This is a genomic window from Fervidobacterium nodosum Rt17-B1, assembly GCF_000017545.1.
In the GTDB taxonomy this organism is placed as follows: domain Bacteria; phylum Thermotogota; class Thermotogae; order Thermotogales; family Fervidobacteriaceae; genus Fervidobacterium; species Fervidobacterium nodosum.
On sequence record NC_009718.1, the window covers coordinates 1397555 to 1419350 of the forward strand.

Annotated in this window: 18 protein-coding genes; 15 read left to right on the plus strand and 3 right to left on the minus strand. The window is 34.7% G+C overall.

What is annotated here, in order from left to right:
- The first annotated feature begins 14 nt into the window (after window positions 1–14).
- Together FNOD_RS06785 and FNOD_RS06790 are read left to right on the plus strand one after the other, a co-directional pair.
- Complete coding sequence (locus FNOD_RS06785; protein WP_011994451.1) at window positions 15–728, plus strand: biotin--[acetyl-CoA-carboxylase] ligase; 714 nt, start codon at window positions 15–17, stop codon at window positions 726–728.
- Complete coding sequence (locus tag FNOD_RS06790; protein WP_238374573.1) at window positions 694–1905, plus strand: D-alanyl-D-alanine carboxypeptidase/D-alanyl-D-alanine-endopeptidase; 1212 nt, start codon at window positions 694–696, stop codon at window positions 1903–1905. Before FNOD_RS06785 ends, FNOD_RS06790 begins: the two co-directional genes overlap by 35 nt.
- A gap of 9 nt (window positions 1906–1914) precedes the next feature.
- Here FNOD_RS06790 and FNOD_RS06795 read toward each other — a convergent pair whose 3' ends face one another.
- Window positions 1915–2838, minus strand: a complete 924-nt coding sequence (locus tag FNOD_RS06795; protein ID WP_011994453.1) for a YbgA family protein — start codon at window positions 2836–2838, stop codon at window positions 1915–1917.
- A gap of 119 nt (window positions 2839–2957) precedes the next feature.
- Between FNOD_RS06795 and FNOD_RS06800 the strand changes: the two genes are divergently transcribed.
- Window positions 2958–3137, plus strand: coding sequence for a helix-turn-helix domain-containing protein (locus FNOD_RS06800; protein WP_011994454.1), 180 nt, complete (start codon window positions 2958–2960; stop codon window positions 3135–3137).
- Between the two features lie 76 nt (window positions 3138–3213).
- Complete coding sequence (locus FNOD_RS06805; RefSeq protein WP_011994455.1) at window positions 3214–5034, plus strand: metallophosphoesterase; 1821 nt, start codon at window positions 3214–3216, stop codon at window positions 5032–5034.
- 58 nt (window positions 5035–5092) lie between these two features.
- Here the strand turns inward: FNOD_RS06805 and FNOD_RS06810 are convergent, their stop codons facing one another.
- Window positions 5093–6829: a methyl-accepting chemotaxis protein gene (locus FNOD_RS06810; protein WP_011994456.1), complete on the minus strand. Its 1737-nt coding sequence runs from the start codon at window positions 6827–6829 to the stop codon at window positions 5093–5095.
- A 125-nt stretch (window positions 6830–6954) separates the two neighbouring features.
- On the opposite strand from FNOD_RS06810, the gene FNOD_RS06815 reads away from it, so the two are divergent.
- Window positions 6955–7674 carry an SGNH/GDSL hydrolase family protein gene (locus FNOD_RS06815; RefSeq protein ID WP_011994457.1) on the plus strand — a complete coding sequence of 240 codons (720 nt, stop codon included), beginning with the start codon at window positions 6955–6957 and terminating at the stop codon, window positions 7672–7674.
- A 73-nt stretch (window positions 7675–7747) separates the two neighbouring features.
- Here the strand turns inward: FNOD_RS06815 and hcp are convergent, their stop codons facing one another.
- Window positions 7748–9049, minus strand: coding sequence for a hydroxylamine reductase (gene hcp, locus FNOD_RS06820; RefSeq protein ID WP_011994458.1), 1302 nt, complete (start codon window positions 9047–9049; stop codon window positions 7748–7750).
- Between the two features lie 301 nt (window positions 9050–9350).
- On the opposite strand from hcp, the gene FNOD_RS06825 reads away from it, so the two are divergent.
- The 10 genes from FNOD_RS06825 (at window position 9351) to FNOD_RS06870 (ending at window position 21709) form a co-directional block, all read left to right on the plus strand.
- On the plus strand, window positions 9351–10040 hold the full coding sequence (locus tag FNOD_RS06825) for a Crp/Fnr family transcriptional regulator (RefSeq protein ID WP_011994459.1): 690 nt from the start codon (window positions 9351–9353) through the stop codon (window positions 10038–10040).
- Window positions 10041–10419: 379 nt separating this feature from the next.
- On the plus strand, window positions 10420–12228 hold the full coding sequence (locus FNOD_RS06830; protein WP_011994460.1) for an ABC transporter ATP-binding protein: 1809 nt from the start codon (window positions 10420–10422) through the stop codon (window positions 12226–12228).
- Window positions 12229–12233: 5 nt separating this feature from the next.
- Complete coding sequence (locus FNOD_RS06835) at window positions 12234–14030, plus strand: ABC transporter ATP-binding protein (protein WP_011994461.1); 1797 nt, start codon at window positions 12234–12236, stop codon at window positions 14028–14030.
- 217 nt (window positions 14031–14247) lie between these two features.
- A complete protein-coding gene (tdh, locus tag FNOD_RS06840; RefSeq protein ID WP_041257200.1) occupies window positions 14248–15285 on the plus strand; it encodes an L-threonine 3-dehydrogenase in 1038 nt (345 codons plus the stop codon).
- Window positions 15286–15321: 36 nt separating this feature from the next.
- A complete protein-coding gene (locus FNOD_RS06845) occupies window positions 15322–16509 on the plus strand; it encodes a glycine C-acetyltransferase (protein WP_011994463.1) in 1188 nt (395 codons plus the stop codon).
- A 66-nt stretch (window positions 16510–16575) separates the two neighbouring features.
- The gene (locus FNOD_RS06850) at window positions 16576–17793 is read left to right on the plus strand and encodes a cyclic nucleotide-binding domain-containing protein (RefSeq protein WP_011994464.1); all 1218 of its coding nucleotides are present in this window, start codon (window positions 16576–16578) and stop codon (window positions 17791–17793) included.
- Window positions 17794–17824: 31 nt separating this feature from the next.
- The gene (gene iadA / locus FNOD_RS06855; RefSeq protein ID WP_041257201.1) at window positions 17825–18982 is read left to right on the plus strand and encodes a beta-aspartyl-peptidase; all 1158 of its coding nucleotides are present in this window, start codon (window positions 17825–17827) and stop codon (window positions 18980–18982) included.
- Between the two features lie 137 nt (window positions 18983–19119).
- Window positions 19120–20271: a sodium ion-translocating decarboxylase subunit beta gene (locus FNOD_RS06860; RefSeq protein ID WP_011994466.1), complete on the plus strand. Its 1152-nt coding sequence runs from the start codon at window positions 19120–19122 to the stop codon at window positions 20269–20271.
- A 27-nt stretch (window positions 20272–20298) separates the two neighbouring features.
- Window positions 20299–20547, plus strand: a complete 249-nt coding sequence (locus tag FNOD_RS06865; RefSeq protein WP_011994467.1) for an indolepyruvate ferredoxin oxidoreductase subunit alpha — start codon at window positions 20299–20301, stop codon at window positions 20545–20547.
- On the plus strand, window positions 20540–21709 hold the full coding sequence (locus tag FNOD_RS06870) for a 2-oxoacid:acceptor oxidoreductase subunit alpha (RefSeq protein ID WP_011994468.1): 1170 nt from the start codon (window positions 20540–20542) through the stop codon (window positions 21707–21709). Before FNOD_RS06865 ends, FNOD_RS06870 begins: the two co-directional genes overlap by 8 nt.
- Window positions 21710–21796 lie beyond the last annotated feature (87 nt).

The window sequence follows — 21796 nt, forward strand, 5'->3', positions numbered from 1 at the left end:
TGTGAGGTGCTACAATGATTGGTGAAGAAATAGAGGTGCTTTACGAAGTTGATAGTACAAATGAATTTTTGAAGAAAAATTACAAATCTTTTCATGACGGGGCAGTAGTTGTAGCAATTAAACAAACGGCTGGCAAGGGCAGAATGGGGAGAAGTTGGATTTCACCGGAAGGTGGGTTGTGGTATTCCGTACTTTTTAAGCCGAAAATACACTTAACCCCCCATATATACACCAAAATATTCTCAATAGCGATAATTGAAGTGTTGAAAAAAATAAAAGTAAAAGCATATATAAAATGGCCAAATGACATTTATTACAACGGAAAGAAGCTTTGTGGTATCTTGCCAGAAGCTGTATCTATTAACGATCGACCAGTTGCGATAGTTGTTGGGATAGGTATTAATGTAAATAACGACATACCAGATGAAATAAAAGATATCGCGATATCGTTAAAGGATATAGTGAAAAAGAAACTGAAAATAACATATTTACTTGACGAAATAAACAAACACGCTTGGAATCTGCTTGTAAGTTATAGAAATGAGACTGAGAATATTACAAAACTTTGGAAAAAGTACCTTGTTCCTAAAGAAGGAGATAAACTTAAGATAAAACACGAAGGAGAAATATTCGAAGGAACGATATTAAAGATAACTGACGAAGTTTTGTATGTGGACATTGGAGGGAAAGTTGTTGGAGTTCAGAGCATTCACCAAATTGTTGAATAAGTTGATAATACTGATTATTTTATCACTTTTTTCTGTTTCTTATTTTGCTCAAAATTATCAAAGTGTTTATCAATTGATTAGTTCCAAAGCACCTTTGTCAAGTTACGTAGGAGTTTATTTTCAAGATATAGAAAATGGGAATGTACTTGTGCAATACAATGAACATAACCTTTATGTGCCTGCTTCGATTACAAAAATATTTTCAACACTCGTTGCATGGGAAGTGCTAGGGCCGGATTTTCGATATACGACAACAGTCTATGTACCAAGAGGAAATATATCACCAACAATTAATGGGAGCATAATTATAAAGGGCAATGGCGATCCTTCTATGAGTGTTGAAATTTTAAGGGAAAATTTGAAGAAATTTGTATACGAAGGAGTAAAAGAAATAAAAGGTGACATAATAATAGACAATTCCTTTTTTTCAAACGAACGTTGGGGAATAGGCTGGGAGTGGGATTACAAAAATCCAAGTATAGATGCCCTTATACTTAAAGAGAACACAAATACATTTAATCCATACGATGAAAACGCTGTGGCTCTTAATTTTGGATACAATGTGGTAAATATACTTAAAGAGTATGGAATTAAAGTTTATGGAAATGTCAAGGTTGGAAAATTAAACCAAAGCTACCGTGAGTTTATAGTTATAAAATCTGTCCCACTTTCTAATTTGATAAGTGTGGCAAACAAATACAGTAGTAACTCTTACGCTGAGCAAATTCTTAGAACTGTTGGTTTAAGAGTTTATGGATATGGAAATATATACAATTCTTTAAAAGTTATGAACGATTTTTACAGGAAACTTTTCGGGGAATACTATCCATTTAGATTAAACGATGCATGCGGCTTATCAACAAAAAATGTTGTAACCCCGTATATGGTTGTCAATGTTCTAAGTTATGCATATAAGAACGAAGGGGGTTTAAGTGGATTTATATCCACATTAGCGGTTTCAGGAAAAGAAGGTACGATGAAAAACCGATTAGGTGATATAATAGCGTATGCTAAAACGGGTACACTCCAAAATGTTTCAAACATAGCAGGAATAATGATAACGAGAACAGGAAGAAAAGTTGCATTTTGTATAATGGTCAATAATTTTACAATACCAACATATGTGGTAACTAATTACCACGATGAAATAATAAGATACGTATGGAATAATTATTAATCAAATTAATCAAATGTTTTCAAGATCTTTTGGGTAAGGCTCAAGGAAAGTTTGATTAAGAATGTAATTTATATTATAATGTATAGCCCAAGATTTTAGCAAAACCATTATTGATTGCAAACTTATAAGATTGTTTTTATAATCCTCCACTAAATCCATGAAGTATGCTTTCTCTTTCTCATTTAATTTGTCTTTGAAGAATCCATACATGTGAAGTAGTGTGTTTATAACTTTTGAATTTTTAATGGGAGTTTTAAGGGCTTTTATTAAAAATTCACGATATTCTTTCAGAACGTTCTCGTTAAATTCCTTTTGTGCAACTATTCTTCCAAGCTCTCTCATAATCTTTTCATTTTTTGTAAGTAAAAGGAACTTATTGATTGAATGAAAATCGATAAGTTCCTTTTTTGTTTTCACGTCTCTAAAGCGTGCAAGTGTAAAAATGAAAGTCAAGAATTCAAATCTGATTTTATCGTTTGTAAGTCTCATCTCACTTTCAATCATTAACTCTGTAAATTTCTCAATCATCACCTTTGCAAAAATTCCCGGCGTTTTTGATATGACTCTACCATTTGGGCCATACAATTTCGCATCGTTTATCGCGCACGAAGGCGATTTGGCTTTTAAAATCATTCCATCGATTTCTAAGGTAGAAACATTTTGAGCAAATTTATTTGCAAAGCTCAGCATCTTTTCTGTTAAATCGATATTATGAGATTTATTCATAAGTTTGTAATCATTGTTGATTAAAAACACATCTATTGGTTCTCTTGGTATAGGTAAACCGATTTCGACTTCTGGGCAGATGGTTACAAAATTGCAGTAATTTTCAAGCTTTTTTACAATATCACTCGAAATAATTCCACCATCGTAACGTGTGTGTTCAAAAAAACACCTGCTCACAATTAAATTTGGTTTGTTATGGAAAGGCATAAAAATTCCTCCTTATGTTTAAATTTTTTGCAGTTTTTGCACAAAGTATGTTAAAATATATTATACCAGAAAATATCACAGTTCTACATAAACTCTACTTTTGATGGGGAGGAGATTGTATGGAGAAAAAAGAAATTGTTTTGAAAGTGCTTCTTGAAAATGATAAGCCGATGAGACCTGGCGATATTGCTGAAAAATCAGGTTTACCAAAAGAAGAAGTGGATAAAGCTATCAAACAATTAAAAGAAGAAGGAAAGATAGAATCACCAAAAAGGTGCTACTATCAAGCTAAGAAATAATAATTGTCAGCGATAAGATCGTATAGTTTGTAAATTACATTTCTAAAAAAGAAAATCAGAAACGTAGGTGGTTTAATTGAAGGGATTGGTTAAGCCAATTCTAATTGTTTTATTTGTTTTTTATATTGCTCTTTCTTTACTATCTTTTGGCAAAGAAAATTATGTTGCTGTGATTTCAGATTTGCACCATCCATACTTTAAAAACACGATTAATAGCGTTATTGAAAAGCTTGTTCAATTAAAGCCATTGTATGTATTTATGCTTGGCGATCTTACGGAAATGGGGAAAGAAGAGGAATTTGACGACCTTTCAAAGATTTTAAGTGTTTTTAGTAATAACGGAATTAATTACAATATACTTCTTGGAAACCACGATACTCGCTGGTCAGACAAAGTTAGAAAAACTAAGAATATAGATAATGCCTTGTATGAAAATTTCAGAGTAGATATAGGAGAAATATCTTTCATAGGCATAGACACCTCTATGTACTTTCAACACCTTGGCCACATCGGTGAAAAACAATTAGAATGGATAAAGACTCAATTGGAAGATTGTAAAAAGCAAGGTAAACTAGCAATATTACTATCTCATCACCCATTCGGTGGACCAATTAATTATACAGACGATGGCTGGAAGCTGATGGATATCATAAAAAATTACAATGTTCCTATAATTCTTTACGGTCACACGCATAAATACGATTACTTTGGGATGTACAATGGGGCATATATCCAAACAGTTGGTGCAACAAGAGAAGGTTGGATAACATTAATTAGCTGGGATAATGATAATCTATATTTATCGAAAACAAATCCAAAGCAGTGTGGAAAAGAAGAAATTGTAAAGATAATACCGAAAAAGAAAGAATTTCGAGAAAAATCTAAAAACGTCCAAACTAAAGAGTTAAAAAGCGTAAATTCAAAATATTTTGAAGAAATAGTATCGATTAGGTTTGAAAATAGTATTTTTTCTCAAGTGTTAGCAAACGATGGCGTATTTTACGCCATAGATTATTCTGGTAATATTAAAGCGATAAACAGCAATGGACAGATTTTATGGAAAAACGCAATCCAAAATCCAGTTGTAGCGAATATAGAGTATTATGATGGAATAATTTTCATTGGTGATTTGTATGGGAACTTATATTTAATCAATTCAAAAAATGGAAGAGTTCAAAGGATATTAAACTTCGACGGACCTATATTTTCCATAAAGGTAGGAAAAGTTTCAATCGCGATTGGAGTTGGGAAAACCATACATATTTTAGATTTGAAAGAATTTAAAAGGTTAGCAACTTACAATTTAAATGGTGTGATACAAAGAGAGGCAAGATATTACCAAGGAAAGTTCTTTCAAACTTCTTGGGGAAATGGGTTGTTTATTATAGACGAAGATGGGAAACTCTTTGCGAAGATTCCAACAGGTTCGGGTTATTACACCCCTGGAGGCATAGTGCCTTTGGTTTTCGAAAATTTGTTGATTGTCACAACTCCTTCTGGAGTAGTTCAGGCATATGATTGGAAAAATAAAACAATATTATGGACAACAAGTGGTTTAAAAACAGGTTATTCAGATGTTGTGAAATCTGATCCAAATTTTGTAACGACAAGCATAGATGGTCTTGTTTACTCATTAGATATAAATTCCGGAAAAGTGATTTGGAAAACTTCCGTAGGTTCACCCATTTACAATATATCACCATTGATTTTATCGGATGGGAAAATAATTGTTGGCACAAACAACGGGGAAATTGTATTGATTTCAAAAGATGGGAAAATATTGGAGAAAGTTTTTGTCCACAACTCGTACCTTATCAACAAAATTTTATATTCGAACGGTAAAATACTTTTATCGTTCACAGATGGTTTGGTTAAAATACTTAAAATTAAGGAATAAATCATACATTAAAAAACGCCTGCCAATTGATTGGCAGGCTTCTGTATTTTTAGAACTTTCAGGAAATTTTGAATTTTCCCAACTCTGTTTTCAGCTGTTCAAAAGCCAAGCTTGTATCTTTTAGCTTATTTGAAAGGACTTCAAGTTGTTTTTCTATTTCCTGCATTGTTGATGTGATTCCTTCACCTTGGACGGATATTTTTGAAACATTTTCGGCTATTTCATTCGCTCCACTTCTCATTTCTTCAACAGACGCATTTTGTTCTTCGCTATGTGCTGCAAGTGTATCTATAGCCGAAGAAATATCTTTCACAGCTCTTTCTAAGTAACCGAAGGTATCAAACAATCTATCGTATCCACTTTCCGTTGATTTTATTCCTTCTCGTAATCTTTGTATTTGCTCATTAAGAACTTTGGAATATGTTCTTATAGTTTCTATCGTTGATGTAATAGTATCAGTAGACCTTTTTGTTTCTTCGGCTAATTTTCTAATTTCATCGGCAACGACCGCAAAGCCCCTTCCTGCTTCTCCTGCCCTTGCGGCTTCTATAGCAGCATTTAATGCAAGTAAATTGGTCTGCTCGGCTATATTTCTAACACTTTGTATTATGTCACCTATATTTTTTGTTGCCTCTGTTAGTTGATTTATACCATCTTCGAGATTTTCATATTCTTTTACAAATCCAGAAGTTGTTTCTTTTACTTTCTTGAGTTCATCTGTACTTGTTTTTGCCTTTTCATCCAATGTGTCTGCAAGTTTTTGAACACTCATTGCTAAATCTGCAAGCGATTGAGCTTGTATTGAAAGTTGTTCTATATTTGCAGTTATCTCCTCTATTGAACTTGTAATACGCTCAATACCTTGTTGCTGTATTTCTACGGCTGATATGGTATTATCAGCAATGTTTTTGAATGTATAAAACTTATTTTCAAGGTCTTTCAATACATAGATTGAAGAATCAGATATATTAACCGTGCCTTTTATCACATTGTTTATACTTTTGGTTGCTTCATTTAACTTGTTTGATATATATCTAAACTCATCAACAGATTCAACAAAAACAGCTTCTGTTAAATTGCCATTATATATATCATTAAGCGATGTAATTATTTTTGGAACATATCTCAATATACGCTTTGATAAAAACATTATTGAAAAACCAAGTATTATGTTGAGTCCTATGCTTGTGATAACAAAATTTCTTTGCATTTCATTTGAAAGCTCAGTTTTTAATGTTAGATACTTTAATAGTATAGGTGCGATCCAAAGAGAGATTGCTAATACGCCTGTTGTTAACTTCATGGAAATCGGTATCATGATATTTTTATATCTTTCCCCAGTATATTCTTTTAGTAATCTTAAATTAGAATAAAAGACCAAAAACAAAACAATTATAACCATATTTATAGCAAGAGCTCCGGATAACCTGAGCATTAAAGTTTCTTCTGGAAGTGGTTTAATCTGTTTGGCAAAAATGCCAACAAAAGTTGCTGCAATAAAATTCATAATGAACAAAAGTATTGACAAAACTGTCGGAAGGTTGAATTTGCCATCTAACAGTGATTTCCCCGCTAACTTACGAGATATGAATATCGTTAATAGACCAAATGTTGCAAACATGATGAAATACCCGGCAAGTATAATCCAAATAGGATAATCTCTTAGTCCAGCAAAGATATAATAAGAAAACAATAGTGCTGGTGGATCGATGAGAAGGAGTGTAAGCAAAACAACTTTAGTTACGTATTTTTTTAATCCTATAACATGTTTTTCACTTATATCGTTAGGAAACATGACAATCCCTCCTAAAGCATTTTCTAAAAAATTATAAAATGAATTTTCCAATGGATTTTTCAAAAGAAAAAGAGATATAATTTAAAATATAAGGTAAAAATGAAATTTTGTGGAGGTGATTGAAATTGTTTGTCTGTTTTGGAGATAGCATAACAGAGGGGAAACCAGGGGTTTCGTATGTGAGGTATCTTGGGGAAGGTTTCATCAACAAAGGTTTAGGTGGAGACACAGTTATTGGTTTGAAGAAAAGAGTTGAAGACTTTTTAAATGCTGAAAATACCGTTGACAAACTTGAAGGGGCTATAATCGAAATTGGAACAAATGACATACTTTTACCATTTCTTAAATCATACTCATCAGGTTGGGCCAAAGTTGTTGATAAAATAATCGAGTCTGGGAGAATACCATCTAAAAATATCGATGAATTTGAAAAGTATTACAGAGAAATTGTCTCTTTAGTAAGTGATAAATTGTTATGCGCTATAAGCATTCCATGTATAGGCGAAGACATTGAAGGTGAAATGAATAGGAAAGTAGAAAAATACAACGAAGTTATTAAAAGCATTTGCCATGAAAAGAAAATAACGTATGTCGATTTCAATTTATGGCAAAAGAATATGATAAAGAAAGAAATTAATAATTTTAATCGAGGAAAAAGTTACTTTGTTTCGAAAGAACCATTTGTAATGGTTATGGATTCAATATTTGTTGTTTCACCTTTGATGACTACTTTTGTTAGCAAGTTGAGAAGGTTAATAACAACAATAGATGGGGTGCATTTGAATTCATTTGCCGCAAAAGAGCTTGCAAAAATGGTTAAAGAAAGCATTATTAAGAATTCGTAATAAAACCAGGCAGGTTTTTGAACCTGCCTGGTTTTTAAGTATTTAGTAAGTATTTAGTATGTAATAGATTTAATCAAACATGGAGTATTTGCTTTATATCTTCTTCAGGTGTACTAATGAGTTTTAAGTCGTAATTTTTCACAAGAACCTCAAGTATGTCTTTGTTTACCCAAGCTGGTAGGACTGGTCCTATGTAAATGCCTTTCAATCCAAGTGCAAGTAATGTCCAAAGTATCGCAACTGCCTTTTGTTCCATCCACGTGAGAACAAGTGTCAACGGAAGTTCTGTGACTTTTACACCAAATACATCGGCAAGAGCCATAGCTATCTCAAGCGCAACTATTGTATCGTTACATTGACCCACATCGATAAGTCTTGGAATTCCTTCGATATCACCTAATTGTAAATCGTTAATTCTGAATTTTCCACAAGCAAGTGTTATAACTACCGTATCTTTTGGAAGTTTTTGTACGAATTCTCTGTAATATGCACCGCGTTTTGTCGGAGTATCACAGCCACCAACTACCAAGAAGTGTCTAATTTTTCCTGCTTCTACAAGTTCTTTTATTTTTCCTGCGAGTGATTTTACAACACTAGCTGAATACCCAGTCGTTAATTTGTAAGATCCTGGTTGATTTGGAAGTTTTGGCAGGGATTTTGCCTTTGCGATAACTTCTGAATAGTCATATCCTTCAATGTGTTTCACGCCGGGTAATTTTGCTATAGATGTTGTGAACATTCTATCTCTGTAAGACTCTTTCGGAATGAGAACACAGTTACTTGTTCCAAGTATAGCCGCAGGATACTTATCGAAAAGTTCTCTTTGATCATACCAAGCAGCTCCTAAATTGCCAGCTAAGTTTTTGTATTTTCTAAGTCCAGGATATCCATGTGCTGGGAGCATCTCTGAGTGAGTGTAAACGTAAACGTCCGTACCTTCAACTTGTTTCAATAGTTCTTCAAGGGCTTTTAAATTGTGACCTGTAACTATTATCGCGTGCCCTTCTTTTGTACCTGTTTCAACTTCTGTAGGTATTGGCTCACCGTAAGTTTCAATGTGCGCTTTTTTAAGGAGTTGCATAACTTTGAAATTCATCATACCTGCTTCAAGAGCCTTTTTAACAAAGTCTTCTCCGTCAAAGTTGACGTTTGTAAGTGTGGAGTACAATCCCTCACCTAAATATGCTGCTATTTCTTCATCGTGATATCCTAATTCTCTGGCATGGTAATAGTAAGCGGATATACCTTTTAGGATATAAACTAGATTGTCTTGGAGTCTTGCCACTGTCGGTTCTTTACCGCAAACACCGGTTACTGTACAACCTTCGCCGTTCATCGCTTGTGAACATTGATAACAAAACATGTTAAGAGCCATACTAACACCTCCTTAATGAGCATTGGTTTTCTAAGAAATCCACTATAATCTTAAAACAAATAAACAAAAAAATCCGTAACCTATGTTACGGATGAAATAGAATTTTTCATTGTATTTTTCCCAACTCATTTTGAGCAATTTTGACAGATTCTTCGTATGATTTAACAAAAAGTGGATAGGGTTTAGATTCTATGTCTTTCATTTTGTCGCCTCCAAATACTTAAATTATTGTTGATAAAATTGTACCACATGTATATAATTTAAGTGTGACAATATTTATATACAATTTTTGGGAGGAAATATGAAAAAAAATTTAGAGGAAATATTGCAAAATTTGGAAAATTGTGAAATTTTTAAAGGTATAAGCAAGGATTTTATAATGGAAATTTTAAAGGAAGCTAAAATCGAGAATTATAAATCAAAAGAAATAGTCCGCTATCGTGGGGATGATTGTGATGAGATTTTAATCCTTGTGGAAGGAGAAGCCTATGGCTTGTTTACAAATACAGAAGGAAGAGTTTTGCAGATTGACCATATGTTGGCTCCAAAACTTTTAGCCTCAGCGGTTATATTTTCGACAGATGCCAAATACCCTGTCGATGTGGAAACAGTAAGACCATCAGTATTCGTAACTATTGGAAAAGATACTTTTGTGAAATACCTTATGAAGAATGAGACTTTGCTCCGTAACTACCTTAGGTATGTAAGTGATGCGTTTATATTCATCACAGACAAATTTTACGAAGTTGCAATGAAAAACCTCGTTCAAAAGGTTTGTTCTTATCTATTAAAGCTTTCAGAAGAACAAAATTCTTTGAAAGTTACTATGGATATGTCAAAAGAAGAATTGGCTCGAGAGTTCGGTGTTACCCGTCCAGCTTTATCGAGGGTTTTTATTGAGCTTGAGAAACAAGGGATAATAAACGTAAATAATAGGATTGTTGAAATAATCGATGAAGATTATATTAGAAATTTTGCGGAGTTTGGATAAATTAAAGCAAAGGTTCTTAATACGAAATAATGTATTGACATTTATTTTCCAAAGTTGTACAATTAAACATAATAAAAACGATAAAATTTTTCAATAAAAAATCCGGAGGGAGGGTTGTCCGATGAGAATTAGTAGTCTGAGTTTTGTGAAGAGTAGTTCTTCATATTTCTTTTTTATTGGACAACCCGAGTCATGGAGTCAGAGCCCTTCGGAACGTTTTCTTGAATTGCTAATTAGTTAATGGTGTATAGCTCAATTCCTCTTTTTTAATTAATGAATACACTAATTAACTAATAAAATAAAAAATAGGCTAAAACTCCACGGGTTGTCCCCGTGGAGTTTTTTTATTCAATGTTTTAGTGTTAAGGAGGGAAAGGGTATGAAAGAAGCAAAAAGCACTGGAGATTTAAGAACGATACTACATTACATGAAAGGTTACACATTTTATTACGTGGTCGCAGTTTTATCCACAGCACTTTCTATATTATTTTCCAGGCTTATCCCTTTAGTTGTGAAATTTACAATTGACAACATTATTTCTAATAAGAATATAGAATCAAAATTTCTCAGTAGTATTTATTATGAATTCGGCGGTCGAGAGTTTTTTCTTCGAAATTTGTGGCTCGTTGGTTTAATTGTTGTCGTATTTGCATTTTTTAACAGCTTTTTTTCTTTCTTAAGAGAAAAAATGGCGGGATATACGTCTGAAAATTTTGCCAAAAAATTAAGGGACGACTTATATAACGTTATTCTAAAAGCGGAATATGGATTTTATTCAAGGTTTCAATCGGGTGATGTTATACAAAGATGTACATCAGATGTTGAGACGATACGAAGATTTATTGCAGCAGATGCGATAAGTATCTGGAGGATTATTTTTACAATATTTCTTGCTTTGTTTGTTATGCTAAAGCTCAATGTGAAAATGACATTAGCTTCATCTGCGATGATTCCTGCATTATTTGGAAGTTCTTTATATTTTTTCGTCAAAGTGAAGAGATATTTCGAGAAAGTTGATGAGGCGGAAGCGGCAGTTACAACGGTCGTTCAGGAAAATATTACGGGAGTTAGGGTAGTCAAGGCTTTTACGAGAGAAGAATATGAGGTGAAAAAGTTTTTGGAGAAAAACACTGAGTACAGGAAACTTGATTTAAAATTGCTCAAGTTGTTTGCCAATTTTTGGTCAATTTCTGACTTTTTAGCGTTTTCACAATTTGTTTTTACTATTATATTTGGAACTTACTTTACTGTAAAAGGAGAAATAACTGTCGGGACTTTGATAGTGTTTACAACATATGTTGGAATGTTGATGTGGCCTGTTAGAGAGCTTGGGATATTATTATCTAACTTTGGGAAAGTGAAAGTTTCATTAAAGAGAGTCAATGAAATTCTTTCAGAGAAATTGGAGAATTTAGAGGACGGCAGAGAAATTAAGTTAAATGGTGATATAGAGTTTAGGGACGTTTGGTTTGGGTACAATCCGGAACATCCAGTACTCAAAGGCGTTTCTTTCAAAATTAGCAAAGGTGAGAAAGTTGCGTTTTTTGGTGGGACTGGATCGGGTAAGTCGACAGTAATTTCGTTGCTTATGAGGTTATATGATTTAGATAGCGGAAAAATATTAATCGACGGTATAGATATTAGAGAAATACCGAAAAGCGCCCTTAGGAAGAACATAGGCCAGGTTCCACAAGAGGCTTTCGTTTTTTCAAAAACAGTGAGGGAAAATATAGCTATTACAAAGCCTGATAGCGATATTGAAGAAATCATCCTTTCAGCCAAGCTTGCATCTGTTCATGACGATATTGTGAAATTTGAGAGAGGATACGATACCTTGGTAGGTGAAAAAGGGATAACGCTTTCAGGTGGACAGAGGCAGAGGTTAACAATCGCGAGAACTTTGGTAAATGACTACCCGATTTTAATATTTGATGATTCCATGAGCGCTGTTGATACTGAAACGGAAAGAAAGATACTTGAGGCGATAAGAAAAAGAAGTGAAAACACAACAACGATAATCGTGTCACATAGGATTTCAAGTATAAAAGATGCTGATAAGATTATAGTTTTCGAAAATGGTGTGGTAACTGCGATAGGTAATCACGAAGAATTAGTGAACCATCCAGGGCTTTACCAAAGAGTTTGGAGAATTGAGAATGTACTTAAACTCACGGAAACAGGAGAGTGAATAGTATGGAAGAAATTATTCAAGAAAGGCAAACCAAGTTTAATCCTAAATTGTGGGCTAAATTTTGGATTTTCTTAAAGGAGTACAAATTTCACTTCATTTTTTTAATAATAATTATGATTCTTGTTGGGCTTATCGATGCAACTTATCCATATTTGACTAAATATGCTATAGACAATTTTATTGCCAGAAAAAATTTGAATGGTTTTAGCAAATACTTTATTTTGCTCTTAGCAATAGGCTCTTTACAAGCATGTGGAACGTATTTTTTGATAACACTTGCTGGAAAAATAGAAAATGGTTTTGCCTATAATGTTAGAAATGCGTCATTTAAAAAGCTTCAATCTTTATCGTTATCATTTTTCGATAATACACAAACGGGTTTTCTCATTTCGCGCGTGATGTCTGATGTTCAAAAAGTCAGTTCAGTTATGTCATGGCAGATAGTTGATGGAGTTTGGGCTATTTCTTCTATGACGTTTATTTTAATTTACTCTTTCTTACTTAGTTGGCAACTTACACTTTTCATACTTTTTGCAATTCCATTGATTGCTTTTGTCGGTTGGTATTTCCAAAGAAAAATACTTAAACAATACAGAATTGTCAGAAAGCTTGTTTCAGAAGTGACGGGTATATACAATGAAGGACTGATGGGTGCAAAAACAGTAAAGGTATTGTCTGTTGAAGATTTGGTATCGAAAGATTTTAAAAAACATACAGATGAGCTGAAAAATGCTTCGATAAAAGCTACCATTCTTTCAGGAATGTACACTCCGATAGTTATTTTCATCGGTAATATAGTCACAGCTCTTATTCTTGTGTACGGAGGAAAGAGAACGTACATAAATGTTTTAAGTATCGGTACTTTGAGTGCAGCTATTTCTTATTCCATCCAATTTTTCGAGCCAATATATCAACTTGCAAGAGTATTAGCTGACCTTATATCAGCTCAAGCAGCTGCCGAAAGAGTTCTCGAACTCATCGAAACTGAACCTGAGATATTGGATACCCCTGATGCCATTGACGTAGACATTCAAGGGGAATTGGTTTTTGATAATGTATCGTTCAAATATTCAAAAGGTGACTGGGTTATTAAATCGTTTAACTTAAAAGTTCGTAAAGGGGAAACAATCGCTCTTGTAGGTGATACCGGTGCTGGAAAAACAACGATAGTAAATTTAATAGGCAGGTTTTACGAACCAACTCAAGGTACGATATACATAGATGGCGTAGATTACAGAAAAATCAAAATAAAAAAACTGAGAGAAAGCATAGGCTATGTACTTCAAACACCGCATTTATTTAATGGGACTATCGCTGAGAACATAAGATACGGTAGGCTAGATGCAACAATGGAAGAAATAATAGAAGCGGCAAAATTAGTAAATGCCCATGATTTTATAATGAAATTGGAGAATGGGTATGAAACAAACGTTGGTGAAAGCGGTGCGAATTTATCACTCGGTCAAAGACAACTTATTTCACTTGCGAGGGTTGTGATTGCTAATCCGAAGATTTTAGTATTAGATGAAGCAACAAGCTCTATAGACACATATACGGAACATTTAATACAAGACGCTATTCACAAACTGCTAAAAGGAAGGACAAGCTTTGTCATAGCCCACAGATTATCCACTATAAGGAACGCCGATAAGATATTGGTTATTGAAAATGGGGAAATAATAGAAGAAGGTACACATGAACAATTGATGAGGAAAAAAGGAAAGTATTACAGATTGTATATGAACCAATTTGTACAAGAGAAAGAAAAAGAGATATTGGGAGAGAAAGAGCAGGTTTAGAGTTGACAATTATAATACAAAATTTGATATCTTAGCTTATTATAAGTTATAATTTATTGATTTCTTCGTTATGCTAATTTATGTTCGTTTGTATTGATATTTAAGTACCATAAAATAGATAGTATAATTAAATGTGGATAAAATCCTATTTTGCGGTATCAAACTTAAATCTAACAATAGGGAGGCGGTTGCCTTGGGGACAAATACGATGAATACTATGAAAGCTATTATGAAAGAAAAAGCCGGTCCAGGATTGGTGTTAAAAGAAGTTAAAAGGCCAGATGTAAACGATCTTGGTCCACGCGATGTTTTGGTTAAAGTTCGAAGAGCTTCAATTTGTGGTACGGATGTACACATATATAAATGGGATGAGTGGTCACAATCAAGAATTATTCCTCCACTAATAACAGGGCATGAAATGGCAGGAGAAGTTGTCGCTGTTGGTAGTGCTGTTACAAGAGTAAATATTGGAGATTTAGTCGCAGCGGAAACTCACATACCTTGCGAAAGTTGTTATCAATGCAAAACTGGTAGAATGCATGTTTGTAAAAATTTGAAAATATTAGGTGTTGATACAAATGGTATATTTGCAGAATATGCAATTATTCCCGAAAGTGTTTTGTGGAGATTTTCTTCCGAGATTCCTCTTGACTTCGCATCTGTTATGGAACCATTCGGAAATGCTATTCATACCGCATCTGTAACTAATTTACTTGGGAAGAACGTCCTTATAACCGGTGCAGGTCCGATAGGTCTTATGGCAATTCAAGTGGCTAAAGTTGCCGGCGCAAGCACAGTAATTGTGTCCGAAGTCGATCCAATGAGAATTAAAATGGCTCAGGAAAATGGGGCGGATGTAATTATAAATCCCGCGGAAAAAGATTTAGTGAAGGAAGTTTACAAAATTCTTGATGATGGTGTTGACGTGCTTCTTGAAATGAGCGGTAACAGAAAAGCATTTGAAGATGGATTAAAATGTGTTACGATGGGTGGCGAAGTTTCCGTTCTTGGTATATTTGGTGGAAAAATAGATATAAACTTAGACTCTCTTATCACAATGAGGGGATTAACTGTATATGGTATCACAGGAAGAAGAATGTTTGAAACTTGGAGAATTGCGGATGAATTACTTAGGACGAAGAAGGTTGACCTTTCAAAGGTTGTTACCCACGTTATCCCGTTTGAGCAATGGGAAAAGGGATTTGAATTGATGTTGAATAAACAATGTGGAAAGGTTGTTCTAAATCTTGATTAAACTTGATTAAATTTATCAGTTGGGAGGTGAACAAAGATGTTTAATTATAAAATTTTAGAAGATGAAATGGAAAATTTGAAAAATGAAGGTCTGTATATTAACATTAGGACACTTGAATCACCACAGGGAGCATGGATAGTTGTTAATGGTAAAAGGGTACTTAACTTGTGTTCAAATAATTATCTTGGTTTTGCAAGCGATGAAAGATTAAAACAAGCTGCAAAAAAAGCTATTGATGAATGGGGCGTCGGTCCAGGAGCAGTTAGAACAATTGCAGGTACAATGAAAATCCACGAAGAACTTGAAAAAGCGCTAGCGGAATTTAAAGGAGCAGATGCGACGATATTCCTACAATCCGGTTTTATAGCGAACCAAGCAGCTATACCAACGGTGTTTGGCGATGAGAACGATGCAATTATTTCAGATGAACTGAACCACGCAAGTATAATTGATGGTGTTAGGCTCTCAAAAGCCAAAAGGTACGTTTATAAGCACAACGATATGAATGAACTTGAGGCAAGGTTGAAAGAGGCAAGAGATGTTCAAAAGGCAAGAAGAATATTGATAATAACTGATGGTGTTTTCAGTATGGATGGTGATATTGCCCCGCTTCCAGAAATCGTTGAACTTGCCGAAAAATACGAAGCGGCAGTTATGGTTGACGACGCGCATGGCGAAGGGGTATTAGGTAGAGGAGGAAGAGGTATAGTCGATCATTTCGGATTACATGGAAGGGTGGACATGGAAATTGGTACGCTTTCAAAAGCGTTTGGTGTGCTTGGTGGATATATTGCAGGTAAAGAAACACTCATAAGGTACTTAAAACAGAAAGCGAGACCATTTTTGTTCAGTACAGGATTGACACCAGCGGATGTTGCGGCATGTCTCGAGGCAGTAAAGATACTCCAAGAAAGTGATGAGAGAGTTAAAAGATTGTGGGATAATGCAAATTACTTTAAGAGTGAGATGAAAAAACTTGGGTTTGACCTAGGCGTAAGTCAGACACCTATTACTCCCGTTATGTTGTACGATGCCAAAGTTGCGAGTCAATTTAGTAGAGAACTATTCGAAGAGGGAATATTCGCACAATCGATAGGTTATCCAACAGTACCGAAAGGTAAAGCAAGGATAAGAGTAATGATAAGCGCGGTACATACAAAGGAAGATTTGGACTTCGCTCTCGATAAATTTGAAAAAGTTGGAAAGAAATTTGCGATTATTTAAAACCTCAAATCAGCAGTTGGTTCCTTACCAACTGCTGATTTTTTTGATTTTTAGGGAGTGAAAAAAATGGATATTGTCACATACCCCAAAGGAAGTGTTCTGTATGATTACGATGAAATACCTCGAAAATTTTACTATCTTCTAGAAGGAGAGGTTTCTGTTAAAGTTCACAAAAAAGAAGTAAACCTAAACAGTGGAACGTTTGGCGAATGGTCTTGGTTTTCTATGCTTTCAGAAGAAAAAATTACAGTATCTTCTCCCGAAGCGATGTTTTATGTTTTTGAACCGCAAGAGGTATTTCAATCAAAAGAATACTTAAAAATTCTAAAAAGCGCGATATCATCAATCTCAAAGAGATTATTGATAGCCGATTCGGAACTTGCTGAATGTCAGAAATTGCCAGAATATGTTGGACCTGACAGACTTAGATATTTTAAAAGAGTACATCCAAATTCATATAAATTGGACGATAAAGTATTTCAAGATGTTTTAAGTGCAAAAAGATTTTACGCAGGCGGATACTATAAAGAAGCATTTGATGTACTTGTTAAAATTCTTCCAGAAGTTGTTTCGGAAGATTTGAAAAAAGAAATCATGGTTTTGTACACATTACTTAGCGTGATATTAGATCCCGAGCATGCTGAACTTCATTTCAGAAGATTAAATCCCAAAGATTACGCTGAACATCTTTCGTACTTTTATTTACACACATTTTTAAGAGGTGGGCAAAATCAGGATATACTAGAAATGTTTATGAAAGCTGGTTTGTATATACCTCCGTACACTATAGTTACACTTGAGGGAGATGTAGCACAAGAGGGGTATTTGGTCGTAAAAGGCTACTTAAAAGCTGTGAAACTTTACGAGAACAAAGAAGTTCTTTTATCAATTGTTCAACCTGGAGAATTTGTTGGAGAAGGCGCGCTTTTAGATACAAAAACACGTATGGTAACGCTTTACTCGATATCCCCAGCTTCGATTATACCTATAAACTGTGAAAGTATAGAAAAGTCACTTCAAACGAATCCTAATTTCATACTCAGAATATGCAAATCTCAACTGAAAAGAATAAAACAGGTGAAGAGCTTAATCAAAATTAAAAACATACCTAATCCTATTAAACGCATAGATTGGGCAATAAGTTATTTTCAGGAATTATTTTCCAAGGTAAAAATAACCGCAAAAGACATATCGAATTTAATCGATGTTAACGTTGAGCATGTTATCGAAGAGCTAAAGAGGAAAGGTTTTAGAATAACATTGGATGGAAGTATTGAAAAATGAAAAAGATGAGCAAGTGAGGTGTGAGGTAACTGTGGAAAAATTCTTTAAACTCATAAAGAATGCTTGTATATACGCGCCGGAATATATCGGAAAACGTGATATATTGATTGCTGGGAAAACGATAATTACAATTGAAGAAAATATAAATTTTCCATTGTTTGATTTAGAAATTTATGATGCCACAGGTTTAATAGCAATTCCCGGATTGATAGATCCGCATGTGCATATAACAGGTGGAGGGGGGGAAGGTGGTTTTTCAACAAGAACGCCTGAACTTAGGATTTCGGATTGTATAAAGAATGGTGTTACGACGGCTATTGGATGCCTTGGCACAGATGGAATAACAAGGAGTTTGGAAAATTTATACGCAAAGGCAAAAGCTATGGAAGAAATTGGTATAAGCACCTACATATACACAGGATCTTACAGCGTTCCACCAGTTACGTTCACTGGAAGCATTCAAAAAGACATAATTTTGATAGATAAAGTTATAGGTGTTGGAGAGATAGCCATCTCAGATCATAGGTCCTCGCAACCGACTTTTGAAGAAATAGTAAAGATCGTTGCTGATGCAAGAGTTGGTGGAATGATTGCTAAAAAACCAGGAATTGTCAATTTCCATGTTGGTAATGGTGAAAGAGGTATTGAGATTTTATTTGAGATAGTTAAAAGAACGGAAATTCCAATAAAACACATTTACCCAACGCATATCTCAAGGGGTAAGAAATTGTTCGAGCAAGGTCTAGAATTTGCTAAATTGGGAGGAGTGATTGATTTAACAGCACTACAACCTGAAGAAAATAGCGAATTTGGTTTCAACACAGTAGATGCTATTATTCAATCTTTTGATAATAACTTAATCGAAAATGTAACTATCTCTTCGGATGGACAAGGTAGTTTACCAAAGTTTGATAAAAATGGCAATTTTGTGGGTTTAGGAGTGGGAAGTGTCGGAGCTTTGTTGTACACAATCAAAAAAGTTGTTGAAAGAGGTATAAAACTTGACGAAACATTAAAAATTGCAACGGTGAATACTGCCAAAGTTTTCAATTTTAGCAAAAAAGGTAGAATAGCAAAAGATTTCGATGCTGATATAGTTTTTCTCAGAGATTGGGAAGTTGTTTCCGTTATATCTCGGGGTGAATTTCTTATGAAAGATGGTATTTTAAAGCCTATCAATTTTGAATAAATATAAATGACAATTTATAGCTATATTATCCTTTACTTTATTCTGCTATTTATCAGTTGAAAAAGTTTTAGGTAAGAGTATACTATAAAATTGAAAGACAAGTTAAAAGTTAAATAATAGAATATGGAGGGATTGGTTTGCTAGAACAATTCTTATTGTTTTTTCAGAAAATGGCATTCTCTCAGATGACTTTTGGTAATATCTTTATGCTTCTTATAGCTGGTGTTTTGATTTATGTGGCTGTCAAAAAAGATGCTGAACCGCTTTTGCTTATACCAATCGCATTTGGAATAGTTCTTTCGAACATCCCACCACTTGCGACGGGCATATTAAATCCTCCGCAAACTTTCCCAGATGGGAGATTTATACCTGGTGGATTTATGTATTACATAAAAAAAGGACTAGATTGGGGTGTTTACCCACCTCTTATATTTTTAGGAATAGGCGCTCTTACTGACTTTTCTTTCATGATATCCTATCCGATAACCATATTTCTTGGTGGTGCTGCTCAAATCGGTATATTTGTGACATTCATACTCGCAAGAGCATTTGGATTTACTTTTAAACAGGCTGCATCCATTGGTATAATCGGAGGAGCGGATGGTCCTACATCGATATATGTTGCAACAAAGTTTGCGCCAGAATTACTTTCTATAATAGCTATCGCCGCGTATTCTTATATAGCTTTAATTCCTATTTTACAACCACCGGTGTCTAAGTTGCTTACAACGAAAAAAGAAAGGTTGATTCGCATGAAACCACCAAGAAAGGTTTCTAAAACGGAAAAGATATTGTTTTCACTTATAACAACCCTTGTAACAGCATTACTCGTTCCTCAATCTTTAACACTTGTTGGGCCTCTTATGTTTGGTAATCTTCTTAGAGAAGTTGGTAATGTCAAAAGACTTGTTGAAGCGGCAAGCAAGTATATATTAGACACAACGACAATACTTCTTTGTTTGTCAGTGGGTGCATCTGCAAGAGCTGATATATTCTTAAAACCTCAATCTCTTCTGGTCTTTGGAATGGGAGCTTTTGCGTTTGTTTCCGCTCTTGCTTCAGGGATACTGTTTGCAAAATTAATGAATTTATTTATGAAAGATAAAATAAACCCATTAATTGGCGCTGCTGGAGTTTCAGCTGTTCCCGATAGTGCAAGAGTTGCTCAGAAAATTGCTCAAGAAGAAGATCCAACAAACTTCATACTTATGCATGCGATGTCTCCAAACGTAGCCGGAGTTATTGGATCAGCAGTTGCTGCAGGCGTCTTTTTAGCAATATTTGGATAGTAAAAATTATTTAAAGGAGGTTGAACCATGGCAAAAAAGCAATTTAGAGTGGAAATTAAATACGAGTGGTGTAAAGCATGTGGAATATGCTATAATGTATGCCCGACAAAGACAATTGTAAGAGGAGATTTAAATAAACCAGCTGTACCAGATCACAGCACATGTATAGGTTGTTTAATGTGTGAAAATCTATGTCCAGATTTTGTTATAAATATAGTTGAAGTAACTCCTATGGAAGAAGTAAAGAACGAAAAGGCTGGTGTTGAAAATGCCTAAGAATCCAAGAATGGTCTTTTGGCAAGGCAATGAAGCTTGTGCTTATGGAGCAATAAAAGCAGGTTGCAGATTTTACGCAGGTTACCCAATTACACCTTCTTCGGAAATTGCGGAAACGATGGCACGTGAACTTCCAAAAGTTGGAGGAGTTTTTATCCAAATGGAAGATGAGATTGCAAGTGCCGCTGCAATTATTGGCGCCTCGCTTGCAGGTGTGAAGTCTATGACGGCGACAAGCGGTCCGGGATTTAGTTTGATGCAAGAAGCGATAGGTTACGCAATTATGACAGAAACCCCGACGGTTTTTGTTAATGTTATGCGTGGTGGACCATCAACAGGTATGCCTACGAAACCGTCCCAAGGAGATATAATGCAAGCAAGATGGGGAACACACGGTGACCATGCGATAATCGCACTCTATCCTTCGACTGTTGAAGAAGTTTACAAATATACAATCAAGGCGTTCAATTTGGCTGAAGAATACAGAACTCCTGTAATATTGTTGATGGACGAAGTATTAGGGCATATGTACGAGAATTTTATTCTACCACCAGACAGCGAAATCGAAATTTTTGAACGTATCTCATCGAAAGAATTGGAAGAAGAAGAAATATTCGTTCCTTTCTCTGAAACTGAATATGCGGAAAGTTTGCCACCGTCTTTGGTTGAGATGGGAAAGGCGAAGTTCCATGTCTCTGGGTTGGTACACGACGAGTCAGGATTTCCAATGGCAACTATGGAAACAGCTGAAAAATTAATAAGAAGGCTTGTTAATAAAATTAAACTACACATAGATAAGATAGCAGAATGCGAAGAATTCATGATGGACGATGCGGAAACTGTTATAATAGCGTATGGTTCAGTTGCAAGGTCAGCTAAGGAAGCGGTATTAATGGCAAGAAATGATGGTATAAAAGTTGGTTTGCTTAGGCCAATTACTATTTGGCCCATACCAATTGAGAAAATAAGGAAAAAATTATCGAATGTGCAAAATGTGCTTGTCGCAGAGATGAACCTCGGGCAGTATGCAAGCGAAGTTTCAAAACTTGTAAAGCCTGGAACAAAAATTAGATTACTGAGTAAAGTTGGAGGGGAACTTATTGCTCCTCATGAAATATTGAATGAGTTAAATAGTATGCTCCTCGAAGGCATAGATTTCTGATATAAAGCTAGTGCTTCGGTCATCCTTGACGGGTGACCTTTTTTCTTTTTTATGATACAATATAATTGCGACTTGTAAGGTTTGGCA